The 15,449-nt window shown below is 29.4% G+C and carries 15 protein-coding genes; 1 reads left to right on the top strand and 14 read right to left on the bottom strand.

Annotated elements, in window-relative coordinates:
• The gene (locus tag G9F71_RS02840) at positions 1-1,350 is read right to left on the bottom strand and encodes a glucose-6-phosphate isomerase (protein ID WP_164950969.1); all 1,350 of its coding nucleotides are present in this window, start codon (positions 1,348-1,350) and stop codon (positions 1-3) included.
• A 458-nt stretch (positions 1,351-1,808) separates the two neighbouring features.
• On the opposite strand from G9F71_RS02840, the gene G9F71_RS02835 reads away from it, so the two are divergent.
• Complete coding sequence (locus G9F71_RS02835) at positions 1,809-3,089, top strand: LysM peptidoglycan-binding domain-containing protein (RefSeq protein WP_164950970.1); 1,281 nt, start codon at positions 1,809-1,811, stop codon at positions 3,087-3,089.
• Between the two features lie 102 nt (positions 3,090-3,191).
• On the opposite strand, the gene G9F71_RS02830 is transcribed toward G9F71_RS02835, so the two are convergent.
• The 13 genes from G9F71_RS02830 to G9F71_RS02770 all read right to left on the bottom strand — a co-directional run bounded on the left by G9F71_RS02830 (position 3,192) and on the right by G9F71_RS02770 (position 15,349).
• Positions 3,192-3,926 carry a Fic family protein gene (locus tag G9F71_RS02830; protein ID WP_164950971.1) on the bottom strand — a complete coding sequence of 245 codons (735 nt, stop codon included), beginning with the start codon at positions 3,924-3,926 and terminating at the stop codon, positions 3,192-3,194.
• 72 nt (positions 3,927-3,998) lie between these two features.
• Positions 3,999-4,523 carry a hypothetical protein gene (locus G9F71_RS02825; protein ID WP_164950972.1) on the bottom strand — a complete coding sequence of 175 codons (525 nt, stop codon included), beginning with the start codon at positions 4,521-4,523 and terminating at the stop codon, positions 3,999-4,001.
• Positions 4,524-4,638: 115 nt separating this feature from the next.
• Complete coding sequence (locus tag G9F71_RS02820) at positions 4,639-6,246, bottom strand: hypothetical protein (RefSeq protein ID WP_164950973.1); 1,608 nt, start codon at positions 6,244-6,246, stop codon at positions 4,639-4,641.
• Entirely contained in the window at positions 6,239-6,949 is a 711-nt protein-coding gene (locus tag G9F71_RS02815; protein ID WP_164950974.1) for an ATP-binding cassette domain-containing protein, read from the bottom strand. The genes G9F71_RS02820 and G9F71_RS02815 overlap by 8 nt, the downstream gene beginning before the upstream one ends.
• Before the next feature lie 40 nt (positions 6,950-6,989).
• The gene (locus G9F71_RS02810; protein ID WP_164950975.1) at positions 6,990-8,435 is read right to left on the bottom strand and encodes a sensor histidine kinase; all 1,446 of its coding nucleotides are present in this window, start codon (positions 8,433-8,435) and stop codon (positions 6,990-6,992) included.
• The gene (locus tag G9F71_RS02805; RefSeq protein ID WP_164950976.1) at positions 8,432-9,139 is read right to left on the bottom strand and encodes a response regulator transcription factor; all 708 of its coding nucleotides are present in this window, start codon (positions 9,137-9,139) and stop codon (positions 8,432-8,434) included. Before G9F71_RS02805 ends, G9F71_RS02810 begins: the two co-directional genes overlap by 4 nt.
• A 135-nt stretch (positions 9,140-9,274) precedes the next feature.
• On the bottom strand, positions 9,275-10,390 hold the full coding sequence (locus G9F71_RS02800) for a LolA family protein (protein WP_164950977.1): 1,116 nt from the start codon (positions 10,388-10,390) through the stop codon (positions 9,275-9,277).
• A gap of 335 nt (positions 10,391-10,725) precedes the next feature.
• Positions 10,726-11,871: a hypothetical protein gene (locus G9F71_RS02795; RefSeq protein ID WP_164950978.1), complete on the bottom strand. Its 1,146-nt coding sequence runs from the start codon at positions 11,869-11,871 to the stop codon at positions 10,726-10,728.
• Positions 11,872-11,887: 16 nt separating this feature from the next.
• Positions 11,888-12,868 carry a hypothetical protein gene (locus tag G9F71_RS02790; RefSeq protein WP_164950979.1) on the bottom strand — a complete coding sequence of 327 codons (981 nt, stop codon included), beginning with the start codon at positions 12,866-12,868 and terminating at the stop codon, positions 11,888-11,890.
• 30 nt (positions 12,869-12,898) lie between these two features.
• Positions 12,899-13,141 (bottom strand): hypothetical protein, encoded by a 243-nt coding sequence (locus tag G9F71_RS02785; RefSeq protein ID WP_164950980.1) that lies wholly within the window; start codon positions 13,139-13,141, stop codon positions 12,899-12,901.
• Between the two features lie 4 nt (positions 13,142-13,145).
• Entirely contained in the window at positions 13,146-14,039 is an 894-nt protein-coding gene (locus G9F71_RS02780; protein WP_164950981.1) for an ABC transporter ATP-binding protein, read from the bottom strand.
• Between the two features lies 1 nt (position 14,040).
• Positions 14,041-14,802, bottom strand: coding sequence for a hypothetical protein (locus G9F71_RS02775; RefSeq protein ID WP_164950982.1), 762 nt, complete (start codon positions 14,800-14,802; stop codon positions 14,041-14,043).
• The gene (locus G9F71_RS02770) at positions 14,795-15,349 is read right to left on the bottom strand and encodes an RNA polymerase sigma factor (RefSeq protein WP_164950983.1); all 555 of its coding nucleotides are present in this window, start codon (positions 15,347-15,349) and stop codon (positions 14,795-14,797) included. The genes G9F71_RS02775 and G9F71_RS02770 overlap by 8 nt, the downstream gene beginning before the upstream one ends.
• Between the last annotated feature and the right edge of the window lie 100 nt (positions 15,350-15,449).

Raw genomic sequence — 15,449 nt, 5'->3', positions numbered from 1 at the left:
CTAAAGCCTTTTTTCTAGTTCTGCTTTAATATCTTCATATCCTGATTTTCCAAGAAGAGCAAACATATTCTTCTTGTATGCTTCTACTCCTGGTTGATCAAAAGGATTAACCCCTGATAAATATCCGCTTACTGCACAAGATTTTTCAAAGAAATAAGCCATATATCCAAAATTATATGCTGTGAGTGCTGGAATATTTAAAATAATATTAGGTGCATCTCCATCATTATGAGCAAGTACTGTTCCCTGGAATGCTTTTTTATTAACAAAATCCATAGTTTTACCTGCTAAAAAGTTCAATCCATCTAGATCTCCACTTTCTTCTTTTACTACCACTTCTATTCTTGGCTTTTCTACATTTATAACTGTTTCAAATATATTTCTTACACCTTCTTGAATATATTGTCCCATAGAATGTAGATCTGTAGAAAAATTAACCGCCGCTGGGAATATTCCCTTTTGATCTTTTCCTTCACTTTCGCCATAAAGCTGTTTCCACCACTCTCCAAAATATTGAAGTGCTGGCTCATAGTTAACTAAGATTTCTGTAACCTTGCCTTTTCTATATAGCGCATTTCTAGCTGCTGCATATTTATAACAATCGTTGTTATTTATATCTTCAACGCTGTATACTTCCCTAGCATCCGCTGCACCCTTCATCATCTTATCAATGTCTATACCTGCTACTGCTATTGGAAGTAATCCTACAGGTGTTAGCACTGTAAATCTTCCGCCTATATCATCTGGAATTACAAAAGTTTCGTAGCCTTCTGCATCTGCTAATTTTTTTAGAGCTCCTTTGGATTTATCCGTAGTAGCAAAAATTCTTTCTTTTGCTCCTGCTTTTCCATATTTCTTTTCTAATAATTCTTTAAATATTCTAAAAGCAATAGCTGGCTCTGTAGTAGTTCCTGATTTTGATATTACATTCACTGAAATATCTTTTCCCTCTACAGCGTCAAGTAAATCTGCCATATATGTAGAGCTTATATTGTTTCCAGCAAAAAATATTGCCGGAGATTTTCTTTTTTCGTTTGAAAGACTGTTATAAAAGCTATGAGATAATGCTTCAATAGCAGCTCTTGCTCCTAGGTAAGATCCACCTATTCCAATTACTATTAAGACTTCAGAATTATCTCTTATTTTTTGTGCTGCCTTTTTAATTCTATCAAATTCTGATTTATCATAATTTACAGGAAGGTCTATCCAGCCTAAAAAATCATTTCCTGGGCCTGTTTTATCACTAAGCATTTTGTGCGCAGTAGATACCATTGGTTGAAAATAAGAAACTTCATGTTCACCTAAATAGGGAACTGTTTTGCTTAAATCTAAAGATAAAATCTTTTCCATTAATATTCCTCCTTGTTTGTCTCTTGAAATCAAAACAACCAATAATTGTTTTGCTCTTTATTTTTTCATTTAGTATATAAAATCTATAAACTTTTATAAAATTGGGCGTACAACCGGTATCCCTTTAGGACAGCTAGCAGTTGCCTGGCTTATAGGTTAACTTGTTAAAATAACATACAATAATTCTAGTTTATTCGGTTAAATAAATCAAGTTTTTAAATATAATTTAGTATTTATAACATATTATGCTATTGTAATTTGTGAAACACTATAAAATTGAATTTTAAAAAAATCTCATAATTAAATATTCACTCTACTTACTAGCTTTAGTATTTTCTGTGAATGTTTTATTTATTCTAATAATTTTTGCACATATTAAATTAAAAATAATATAGGATGTACTTCATTGCATGCTGTTGCATATATTAAATTATATTATTATATGAGGTGTGATTTTTTTGATTATTCATGTTGTAAAAAGCGGAGAAAGTTTATATGAAATTTCTAAATTATATGGAGTTTCATATAATAAAATTGCTTCTGATAATGAACTTACAAACCCAAATGACCTTGTAGTAGGTCAAACCCTTGTAATACTTCAGGCTGCGAGGTCACATAAAGTCCTTCCTGGTCAATCTCTTTACATGATAGCTAAAATGTATGGTGTAACTGTTTCAAATTTAATCCATGCAAATCCTAACCTTACAAACTATACACTAATTTATCCTGGTGAAATTATTATTATACCTCCATCTACGCAAAAATTAGGTTCCCTTGAAGTTAATGGCTATGCTCTTCCTAGTACAGATATGGATGTTCTTGTAAAAACTCTTCCTAGTCTCACTTATCTTAGTATATTTAGTTATCAGATATTAGCTAATGGGACTTTAAAAGGCATAAATGATGTTCCTTTAATCGAGGCTGCTAGAAAAGCTAAAGTAGCTCCTATGATGGTAATTACAAATTTAAAAGAGGGCGGAGGATTTGATAGTGACCTAGCCCATATTATACTTACAGATGAAAAAATTCAAAATACACTATTGGATAACATAATTGATATATTAAAAACCAAAAATTATTATGGTTTAGCTATAGATCTAGAATATATCTACCCAGAGGATAAGCAAAACTACAATAATTTTTTACGCAAAACAGTAGACAAACTAAAGCCCTTAGGCTATATTGTTACTACCGCTTTAGCTCCTAAACCCAATGGTGATATAAAGGGATTACTTTATGAAGCTCATGACTATCCATTCCATGGTGCAATAGCATCCCATGTCATACTTATGACTTATGAGTGGGGATATACAGCAGGTCCACCAATGGCTGTAGCTCCAATTAATGAAGTAAAAAAAATCCTTGATTATGCTGTAACAGTAATTCCAAGCAAAAAAATATTTATGGGCATACCTAATTATGGCTATGATTGGACGCTGCCTTATGTAAAAGGAACTAAAGCAACTGCACTTGGTAATGTAGAAGCAGTAGATCTTGCAAGAAAAGTATTTGCATCTATTCAATATGACTATACTTCTCAAGCGCCATTCTTTAACTATTACGATGCTAATGGAAAAAGACATGTAGTTTGGTTCGAAGATGCTCGGAGTATGAACGCTAAACTTAGAACAGCTAATGCATATAATTTAGGCGGAGTTAGCTACTGGACCATCGGAAAATACTTCCCTCAAGCTTGGCTGGTTCAAAATTCACTATTTGATATAAAAAAATTACTTTAGAGTTTTTCTTAGATTATGCTATAACTAAAAGGATATATCGCTAGAAATGCATCTTACGCAATATATCCTCTTGTTATCATAATCTAAGAAAAAATACTCATGTTACGATGTTATATAAAGATATGTATCAAAGCTTCTATCCACAGCTTCTGATACTATATCTACAAATTCGCTAATATCACTCTGTGTGCTAGCTTTTTCTAATGCTTTCATATAAATGTCTCTATTCTCTGCTTTTATAACGGTGATAGGATATCCATTACTCATTAAAATTAAATTCATAAGTAACCTAGCTGATCTTCCATTGCCATCAATAAACGGATGAATATATACAAATTTGAAATGAAATTCAGCAGCCAAATAGATTGGGTGTAATTTATTTTTATTTTCACTATACCAATTGATCAATTCTTCCATTCTTTCATGAATTAAGAAATGTTCCACTGGTCTATGCTCACTACCACTAATTAAAGCATTTGTTTTTCTATATTCTCCAGCATTTTTATTATCTATACTTTTTAATATTATATAGTGCAAATCTTTTATAACTCTTTCTGATATATTTATGTTCTTACTCACTATATCCTCTATATAATCTATTGCTTCTTTATGATTTATTACCTCTAGATGCTCACGTAAACTCTTGCCTCTTCCTATGGTTAGTCCCTCTTCTAAAATCACTTTAGTTTCTGTAATTGTTAGGGTATTTCCTTCTATAGCATTTGAATTATATGTAAGTTGTACATCAAAATACTTTTTCAAATTGTCTATAGCATTGCCATTTAATGGTCTTCTGTCATCTAATAGTACCTTTTTCTCATCTATTTGTTTAAACATAATTTACCCCCGGTCTATATTATAAATTGTTTCTTTTACCAGCTCATTAATGTTCACTATTTATATTATATCCTAAAATATATTTTTTACTATATCTGAAAGACTTACTTTCCTTATAACACTAAAATTAAACTTCCATATAGCTGTATTTCCTGTGTATATGCCTTTATTTTCGGCAACTGTAATATCAATTAGGTATGTATTTTTTTCAGTTAACTTTAGCTCCTTAACATTTACACTTATACTTCCATCTCCTTTGTCTGGTACGAAGTCATGTTCTTTTGCACTTGCACTAAAACTTATTTTATCATTGGCTGTGGCTGTTATATTTATTTTTCTACCTTCTTTAATCTTTTTACCATTAATTTTTACTTCATAACTCCACTTGTTGCCCACGCTATTATTTTGTATTAAATTTGCACTAAAAAATTGAACCGTAAATTTCATATTACCATCTTTAGGTATTGCACTTAATGCTTTATTCTTTCCGTAAAAATATAGAAATCTTAATAATATTATCAATATAATTAGAAAAGTGATTATTATAATTTTATTTTTTAGAATTATACCTGATGGAGCAAACCTCTTACCTCTCATTATCTACTTAAATCTCCTTATACATTTGATATATATAACTTATATTCGTAGATTTAATTAATAATTCCTTATAGGATAATAAAGTAAGTATTCTTTCCCATTTTCTTAGGAATATCTATTTCAACTTAAATGTTCTTGGAGCTACTCTATAGGTTAAAATGAGTGCAACCACCATATATACAATAGTTGTTATAATAACCCCTGCTGTAAAATAATATGGTGGCGTCTTAATTCGAAGACATATATAGCTAGCCATATAAACCACCATGTTTACGAACTTAAATAATGGGCTTTTTACGGTTAATTGTGCTGTATAGGGTTGCAACACATAGTACATAAACAAATGATGTATAGAGAAGAAGCAAGCTAAGCAAATTACACACAAAAATAATGGCATCATGTAAATAAGCTCTGAACTATAACCACTAGCTAAAATAATACAAGCTATAGCAAGGCATAAAGTTAAAGCTGGTATCAAGTTAAGAATAACTACCCTCTTAAGCCTTGAAGTGAAATTTGCTAAAATCACATTTGCTTCTCGATAATAACCATATCTTAATAAACTTGCATCACAATTGTAAAACATAGCCTTGCAAATTCTTTCTCCCGTTGACATGCTATACATTATAAATACCAACATGGGAATACTTTTTTTAATTTCCATGACCATATTCCCCTTTTTACTTGGCATAAAAAACACCAAAAACATACCTATTAAAAATACAATACCTATGAAAATAACTCTTCCCTGTATAGGTCCTACCATTATTCTTCTAAAGCGAAGAAAAAATAATGAGTTTAAATATTCATACCCCTGCTTCTTGTTATATTTCTTTGTGTTTAAGTCTTCCTTGCTCATTTTCTTTTCATCTAATTTCACATTTCCAAAATTCATATCTGTTTTAAAAGCCTCTTTATTAAATAAATTATCCTTAGTTAATAAAGTTTTTGCTATTGGTGTATATTTCCTATATCTCCATAGGTATGTAAAAGCTACCACACCTAGTCCTAATACAGTAATCACCACAAAAATATTAAATAATATTGGATTAAAATCAATAGTAAGTCCTAATAATGGCAATGCATAGGCAAGGGCAAGTCCACAAATAATTACTACCGACATAAATAACCATTTATGTGATAACACCACTCCTATCTTATCATATATAAAAAGTTGCACCCACTCTCCAATCAATATAAAAGCTATTAATTCAACTACAAGCACTACAGCTTTTAAGGGTGAAAATCCTATTATTAAACCTATAATTATTACTGGAAGGACAAAGTATATAAAATCTTTTATATTTCTATATATTATTTCCCCAAGGTAGTATTCTCTTGCATCAGCCCTCATTAAGGTTATCATATTAAAGGCCGATTTGTTGGTTTTCTCAAAAATTATAGTTTTAATAAGTGGTGCCGAAAGAAAGCTTAAAAAGAAAAATATATGTAGAAAAATTGGTTGCATCTTTGCTATGTCCTTAGTCATTAAATAGGCGGGTAGAATAATCATTATTCCCAAATAAGCAACCTTGCCTAAAAATCCACCAAGCGCCCCTAAAATTTCACGTATAACTCCTATAACTATTTTAGCATGAGTTCTTTTATATATATTATCAGGAATCTTTTTTCCTAAAAGGGGTATCCTTTTAAGGAAATATATAAAGGTATTAGCCCGCTCTACAAAAGACACCTTAAAACTATTTATAAATGTATTAATCATTACCTTCCTCCTTCAAAATTTCCATAATCCTCTCTTCAAATTCAGCACTTTTTAGAATCTCGCTATCCACTTCTTCTAAAATGCAATTATTTAAAACCAATATTTCATCACATAAATCTGTAGCCAGTTGAAGAATATGGGTGGAAAAAATAATAATGTGCTCACTTTTCATTTCCTTTAACAAATTCTTGATTTCTAGTGCCACCACCACATCGAAAGAAGTTAAGGGTTCATCTAGCAAAATCACAGGAGGTTTAGTAATTAAAAGGCAAACCATCTGCATTTTATTTTTCATTCCATGAGAATATCCCTTCATCAAACGATATCTGTCTTCATCTTTAATCTTTATAATATCAAAATACTCATCTATGGTAAGTAAGTTTTCAATCTTATCTTTATTAATATCAATATAAAATTTCAAAAACTCATATCCTGTTAAAAACTCTGGTAGTACGGGTTCTGAAAAAACATATCCTACTTTTTTGTAATCTATTCCCTGAATAGCTTGTCCCTCTTCCATAATACTCACACTACCACTTTCGTATTTAAGTTCCCCACTGATACAGTTAAAAAGAGTGGTCTTACCTGCCCCATTTCGTCCTAGTAGTCCATATATTTTCCCTTTTTCAAAGGTATAAGATGCTTTTTTTAGCACCTGTTTCTCCCCATAATTTTTTTCTATATCTTTAAGAACTAATTTCATTTTATTATTCCTCCTCATTGCTTTACCTTATTTTTTTATTTTATTTTTGTGGAATCCAGCAAGCAAAAATTGTACTATTACCCTCTGAAAATATCATGACTTCGCCTTCATGCCTTTCTATTACCAAATTAACAATACTAAGGCCCAGGCCCACACCAGTGCTTGCTTTTTTGCTTCTAGAGTCATCACCCTGATAAAAAGGTAAAAACACTTTATTTTTATCCTCTTTTGAAATGCACACACCTTCATTTTTAATTAAAAGTATACACCCTTCATTTTTATGGAGCTTTATCTCCTCAATATCCTTATGGCTAAGCCATTGTGTAAGATTTTTATCCTTCATTGAAAGTGCACCCATATAAATATGTCCATTTTTAGGAGTGTATCTTAGAGCATTAGACATTAAATTATCCACCACTCTTGTCATCTGGCTTACATCCACCATACATTTACCCTGAAGACTTATTTCGGTGCTAAGCTTAATTTCATTTTTTTCACAATCCTCAGCGTAGCCCGAAAAGAGCATTTCAAAAAGTTCATGACCTTCAACCTCCACAAAATTCATTTCGTAATCTGTAGTTAGTAGGTTGTACATTAATAGATCATCTATCATTTTTTTCATGTAATCACTTTTATTTAATATAACTGAGGCTTTATTTTTAATTTTCACCATATCTAAATCCTTTTCATTAATAATGGCTTCTGAATAAGCTCTTATAGCTGTCAAAGGGGTTTTTAGATCATGGGATATTGCAGAAATCATATATTCCTTTGTTTTTTGCTGTGTTTCTATAGTTTTCCTTTTATCTTCTATATCTTTTTTCATGCTATTAAAATTGGCGATTATTTCACCTATCTCATCCTTGTTTTCATATTTAACTGTATTACCCTCTCCTGTGGCAAAATTATTCATTCCCTCTACTAAGAGTTTTATAGGTTTATTAAATTTTCTATTAAGTAATAATATTACTACTACATAAATTATCATAAGTACAGCTATGAAACAGATTATTGCAATTATGGTTTTATTGTTTACTTCCTTAACAAAACTATTTCTTGCAATAGTAATTTTATAAAATCCTATTAAATCACTATCCACAAATACTGGTTTTTTCAAGGTATAAGCCTTATACCCAGTAACAACCTTGTACAAATCAGAGTACAATTCTTGTTTTGAACTATAGAACATATTACTTTTATTAGAATTATATATTTCTGCTCCTGCATCATTATATAATTCTATTAGCACTGAATTTTTCTCTTTACTTGTTACAAATTCTCTATCTTTTACTAAGTTTAAATTGTATATTTCAGGGCTTTGTATTTTATCTTCATAAACTTTAAATTTACTCATAATGAGTAAATAATCTTTTAAATCATTATTTTTATTGTAATCTATGATAAACTTAAACAATAATGCAGCAGTAATTATTGGTGCTAACATTACAACTAAATGAGATAGACTAAGCCATTTTTTCAGTTTCATATGTTGCGCTCTCCTATAAATTTATACCCAGTCCCCCATATGGTCTGAATATATGTTGGATTTTTTATATTATCTTTTATTTTTTCTCTAAGAGCTTTAATGTGCACAGTAACAGTATTATTGCCCTTTACGTCAATATTTTTCCATATATGCTTATAAAGGTCTTCTTTTGAAAATACTTTATTGGGGTTTTGAGCCATTAAAAGCAAAATATCAAATTCTTTTGAAGTTAAGGATATTTCATAGTCTTCAAGCATTACTCTATTATCTTCTAGAATTATTGTTAACCCTTTATTAAATTCTAATTTTCTATCTAATGGGATACTGTTTTCTCTTTTCCTATTTCTTCTTAAATGAGCTTCGATTCTAGCAGATATCTCCATAAGGCTAAAAGGCTTTGTCATATAGTCATCTGCACCTGATTTTAGTCCCTTTACCTTATCTAAATCTGTTTGTTTTGCACTAACAATTATTATTGGTACATCTTCATTTAGCCATCGTATGTTTTTACACAAGGTAAATCCGTCCATTTCCGGAAGCATAACATCTACCATAACTAGCTGAAATTCCTCTTTCTTAAAATCTTCTAGCCCTTCTTTACCTGTAGACGACCATATTACTTCGTAATTTTCTTTTAGCAAATGCTCTTTAATTATGCTAGCAATAGCCTCATCGTCTTCAACTATTAATATTTTTTCTTTCATATGTTATTCCTCCATAAAATGCTTATATATACAATATTATACCATTTTATATCTATTTATAGGGTATGATTACCTTTTAAATTCATTGATAAAAAAACATTACATGTACAAGTGTTGTACATGTAATGTTTTTTATTAATTTGTAAGCACTAAACCTTCCACTAATTTTTTAGCATCTTCCATGGTAAGTTTTGGATTATCCATAAATATACTATAATTAAGATCATTTTCACTCCACCACATGCATTTAATAGACTCCATAACTGATGCTTTTTTACCTCTTATACTTATTTCCTTTTCACCTGGTACTTTTAAATTTTCTTCATTGCTATCAGTCTTTTTATTACCATCCATTACGGTAGTTAAAGTAAAGGCTACAGCTCCATCTTTTTCGTAAATTTGATTTATTTCTTTATGCTTGGTTTTTTCAATATTTAAATACTTAACCTCTTTTAACTTATAAGATGCATTTTCTTTCATGTGTAATAGGGGTTTTCCTGCTATTTTATCAGCCTGCTTTAAATCTATAGTAGTTTCATTGTTTTTTGCAATATCATCTATACTTTCAACCTTAACATCAGTTGGGAGCTTTTGTACAAATAAACTAGCCTCCAATTTAGGTGAGAAATCCAGTTTTGTATATTCTAAAATTGATTTGTTATTTCCAATCTCTGAAGAAGCTTTCACTAAAAACCAGTTTGACTTTTCTATCCAATAATCTTGATTTCCCATAATACTATTTTTTTCTTTTGGCACTGCTGAAACATGATAGGTTTTAAAGCTTCCAATATTCTCTTCTCCTTTTAAAGTTAACCCGTGTGTTTTACTTATATTTCCCAGTTGACTAATTAATTGATCCTTATAATTTGCATTTGCACTTTGATCTAACTCAGCACCTATTTTCATACTAATCGCTTTTTTATCTTTTTGCGTATAGGATATAAGTTTATCTCCATCATTTGTGGTTACAACTTTTCCTGAGGTCTTATCCTCTGTTTCTATACGTGTTTTTATTTTACCGCTAGAGTTATCATTCCATTGTTTAAAACGCATGCTTTCTTTTAGCTTGTCATTTTCGTAGCTATCCATTTTAAATTCTCCATAATAAGACTTAGTTTTCTCATTTGCTTTCATTACATTTGTTATTACGTCTTCTGGTATTAATACATCCCCTTTAAGGCTGCAACCTGTAAATATTGATGCTACAAGTGCTGCTCCGATAAACATAGTCATAATCTTCTTCTTACTCATAATAATCTCCCCTTTTCTAATTATATAAATTAATTTTACATATCCATCAGGGGTTCGCGTATGCCCTATTAGATATTTCAATATTGTATCTCTTACAATTTATATTATATAATCATATTATAGCTTGTCATGAAACTTAATAAATTCTTTATAATTATAATACAAAAAGTGTTTATAACATTTTCTTAATTAAAGAAATATCATAAACACTTTTTAAAATTATGCTATCTACGTATTGATTATAATTAGTTAATTTTATTCTATTCCTATAAAAATACTAGCCAATAACTGATTAGTATATTTTTTAAAAAGGGTATCACCTTACAAATAAATATTTAATTAATAATATCTACCACTTTTTCTTTTTTCCACCTAATATTTATAAGTATCAATCCAATAGAGACTAAAATGAAATAAGCTAAAGGTAAAAAATATTTAGGAAACCAAATATTTGTTAACCTGTCCATAAGGTATTTAGAAGACATAGTTATGATAATAAAAGTTATTGGCACTTGTACTCCTATAAGAGTTATATAATTAGGCGCTATTCTTGAAATAAAAGTTACTATTAAAGTAACAGCAAAGCCTAAAACATATATTGCTATTATTGTAAGTGCTATATATTGCACAAAGTTAATATTATACCAGTATAACCTATTGTTAAAAACTGAATTTATGCTAGAATTTAAAAACATTCCTACTTTATTATGTGAATATAACATGAAAAAACAAGCAAGATGTATGCTTATTATTATAAAGCTTGATATTAACGCTGAAACTAGCTTATTCTTAAATATTTTTCTTCCTGTCTTAGATGTATATTGAAGGTAATTTACCTTATTTATACTATCCTTTATATAAATAGGTGAAATCATAAATATTATACTTAAGACTATAAGCATTGCTACACTTTTTATTAACCTATTATAATTTTCAAAAACAAACCATGGAAGTATCGATGTTATAGAACCATTTTTAACTATTTCATTATATCTTTTTATTTGATTTTTATTTAAATCAGAAAAATTGCTATTTACAAACTCATTAATATATTCGTATGCTTCTATTAATCCTTCTCGAGCCTGCAATTCCCAGAAAATATCTACATTATCCTCAAAAACAACTTTATCGTGTAATTTATATAACTTCTCATTATTCCTATCTATTGCTTTGAATTTTTTATAGGTAGTTATTCCTGCAGATGCAAACTCTGGCCTAGCCTTAAGATACTTGTTAGCTTCCTGAATCTGGTTATTGTATAGTTCCTTAAAGTTTATAAATTCCTTTTTATCCATAGAAGTCCCATAATCCTTTAACATTTGAATACTTATTTTATAATTGTCCTTTTCTGGTCTTCCATTAGGAAAATATTTAAAATCAAAACTTATGAATAGATAATACATTATTAAGCTAATAAACATAATCATAATAACCATCTTAAAATTAAAAATTTTCTTTATCTCATTAAAAACTATCCTCATGATATACTTCCTTTCCCTAATACAGATTTTGTTTTTTAAATCTTCTTATGCATATGCCACATATAGTTAAGAGAATCAGTAACCATACAGCTATTGTAATAACTTCATAATACTTAAAAGTAGCAAAAGGGCCTTTTTCCATAAACCACAAAAACGGATTTGAGATAAGTGCAAAAGGGGTGACGTAAGCTAGGAAAACAGCATTACTGTTAACTGGCATAACACCTGGTATAACTAGGGCTATTCCAAATATTATGGCAAAGGTAAAGAAAACTATATAGCTGTTTTTTATAAAACTTGATATTATAAAAGTAATGCACGTAAAAAGTATTTCACATAAATAAACAAGCCCAATACAATAAAACAAATATTTAGCAAACGACATATTCCACCAAGATATATATGGTCCATACTCCCAATTGAATCCACTGCTTATAGGCACACCCAAAAGTCCAGAATAGCTTACTACACTAAAATATACTACCAGTGAAATAGCAATAATTATTGTGGTAACCAGTATACTGGAAAATATAGATACATAAAATTTATCTATATCAAGCTTTCTTCCTCTCTTGGTTGCATATACTACAGATTGAGTCTTGTTTTCAAACTCATAGTTAGTCAAATATCCTGTAATAAGAACAACTAAAATCATTATTTCGTAAATAAAAGCCCTAAACAAAGTTTTAAAGAGTAATGTATGCATTTTATAAGCTTTTCCTATGAAAAATAAATTCTTATATTCGCCATTTTCTTTTAATTTGTCAAATCTTTTAGATAGCTTTGAATACTGCGTTCTTACTGTAGCAGCAGCCTTACCACTAAGCCTGCACATAGCTAATCCAGACTCTCCAATTTGTACTATATCAATATTCTTGTAATTTTTATCAATATCTTTTGCAGTATAATAATAGTTTTCTATAACCCTTACTTCATTAAAAAATTCAAGCTCTTCTTTTTTGTAAATATCAACTTGCTTATAATCATTTAAAAGCATTGCAGCAGACTCATAGGTTTTAGAAGTCTTTCATGAAGTAATGCTATTTAACTTCTTTAGCTGCTCATTATAATATACTCCAAAGTCATCCATCATTTTGTCACTTATTTTATAACCAAATTTGTCTACAATCTTATTCAAAATTTTTAATTCACTTGTGAGATGTGTATTACTGAATATAATAAAAATATTAAAAGCAATAAATATAGCTATTAATCCAATTACAACTGGGGACTTAATCACCTTTTTAAGTTCATACAATTTTATACGCATAACTCTATGACTCCTGTACTAATGGTTCATCTTGGTAAACATAGAGAAATACATCCTCTAAGTTTGCTGAAACAGCCCTCCAATTATCACGAGTAGACTCATTACCAATAGGCTCTTCACAAATAAACCTAACTACTAACTTTCCATTTTCTTGTTTCTCAGATAATGATAAATATTGTTTTCTAAAGCCCTGAGCATGGTCAAACTCGATTTCTGTTTCATAAACATACCCTTGAATTATTTTGCAAATACTTCTGATGTTATCTTTATAAAGCACTTTCTTATCTTTTATCATAATAATTTCATTTGCTATGGACTCCACGTCTGATACTATATGAGTTGAAAGAATAACTATTCTGTCTCTTGATAGTTCTGAAAGTATATTTCTAAATCGCACTCTTTCCTTTGGGTCCAGGCCAGCAGTAGGCTCATCTAAAATGAGAATCTTAGGGTCATTTAGCATTGCTTGAGCTATGCCTACACGCTGAATCATACCTCCAGAAAACTTTCTCATTTTTTTATTTTCTACATTTTCAAGTCCAACAAGCTTCAAAAGCTCTCCTACTTTGTCTTTAGCCTTACTATGATCCATGCCTTTTAGTGCTGATATATATATCAGATATTGTCTAGGACTATAGCTTTTGTAATATCCAAATTCTTGGGGCAGATAACCTAATATATCACGATATTTCTCTTCTAGTTTTACTATATCAGTACCATTGTATAGTATCTCCCCATTGGTGGGGAAAATGAGTGTAGTAAGCATCTTGATCAGCGTGGTTTTACCTGCACCATTAGGTCCGAGTAAACCATAAACACCATTTACAAACTCAAGATTAATATTTTTAAGCACACAAAAATCTCCGAAATCCTTACTAACATTGTTAACTACTAGCATTTTAAATCACCCCTTTTATATTTTTAAAAGTAATAAGTTTTTTAAGGTTATTAATATAAACACATGAACAAGTAATAGTTACAACCAAATATACGTAAATAGGAATCTCATTTAGAAACATATTATAAATTTCCGTGCTAAATGTGGCTACTCCTAAGTTTATAATTACCCAAGCAAATATTACAAAAAATACTGTAAATTTCGAATGCATTTTAAAAATTATATATAAAAAAGTTATTGAAAATAACAGCAGAGAAGTAACTGAAATCATGAAAGCTTGTAGGAAGTTTATTTGTTTATAAAGTGCAGATAACAAATAGAGAGATGAAATATTAAAAGTGATGCAAAAAACACTAAACACAAGCATTCTAACGGCCGCTAACTGATATATATTATATTTACAGGTCATTTCTATATCATAGGTATCCTTTTGCTTTGTGTTTATAAAAGATACTAAGGATATAACTAAATATAAAATAGGTGAGAACACAAAAATAAAAGAATATATACTTCCATTTTCTATATTCTTTTGAATGTTAGAGCTAATAGATATAAAAACTAGAACCGACAGGATAATTGCGACTGCGAAAACAATCTCCGTTATGTCATGAAATAAATTTCTTAGACCTATTTGTTTATACATGTTTTTTACATAAGAATAAAATGATTGTTGGGGATTAAGCCCTTTGGCTACTATACTGTTTATTTGAAATTTTATTGTGCTATCATCTGGAAAATCTATATAAGGCTCATGTTTACCCATTTTTATCCTCCCCTAAAATTATTTTAACTTTTTTAATTATTGAATAATACCTTGTTTTTACTGTAGATTCGGATATATTAAGCACCTCTGATATTTCTAAAAAGGTGTACTGTGCAAAAATTTTAAGTCTAAGAATTAGCTGAGAAGAGGCATCAAATCTATTTACTATATTTATAATATTTTGAGCCTCCTGTTTATTCTCAATATTAATTGTAAAATCCTCAGTATCATGTAAATCATAATCATTAATAGACATCACTATAGTATTGTATTTATAGTTTCTTGAGCGATAATAATCCATAAGCTTATTGGTTGCTATTTTATACAGCCAAGTTCTAAATGCAGCTTTGCCTTCATCGTAATTGTTTATGGATTGTAACATATTTATAAATATTTCCTGTGTAAGGTCCATAGATAGCTCTTTATTTAATGTTTGTTTATATATATAGGCATATATTTCTTTATAGTATTTATAAATAAGCTCATTTGCTGCAACTTCATTTGATTTTAATTTAATCTGCCTAATCCATTGTTTTTGCTTGTCCATATTTCACCACTAACTCTCACTTTCTAAGCATTCTATTTATATATTCGTAAAAACAGTTCAAATAGTTTTAAAATATTAATATTATTAGTTATTTATCGTT

It is taken from the genome of Clostridium sp. FP2, assembly GCF_011065955.2.
Taxonomy (GTDB): domain Bacteria; phylum Bacillota; class Clostridia; order Clostridiales; family Clostridiaceae; genus Clostridium_AD; species Clostridium_AD tagluense.
The sequence above is the reverse complement of the archived record's forward strand: the minus strand, read 5'-3'. Positions and strand labels throughout refer to the sequence as shown.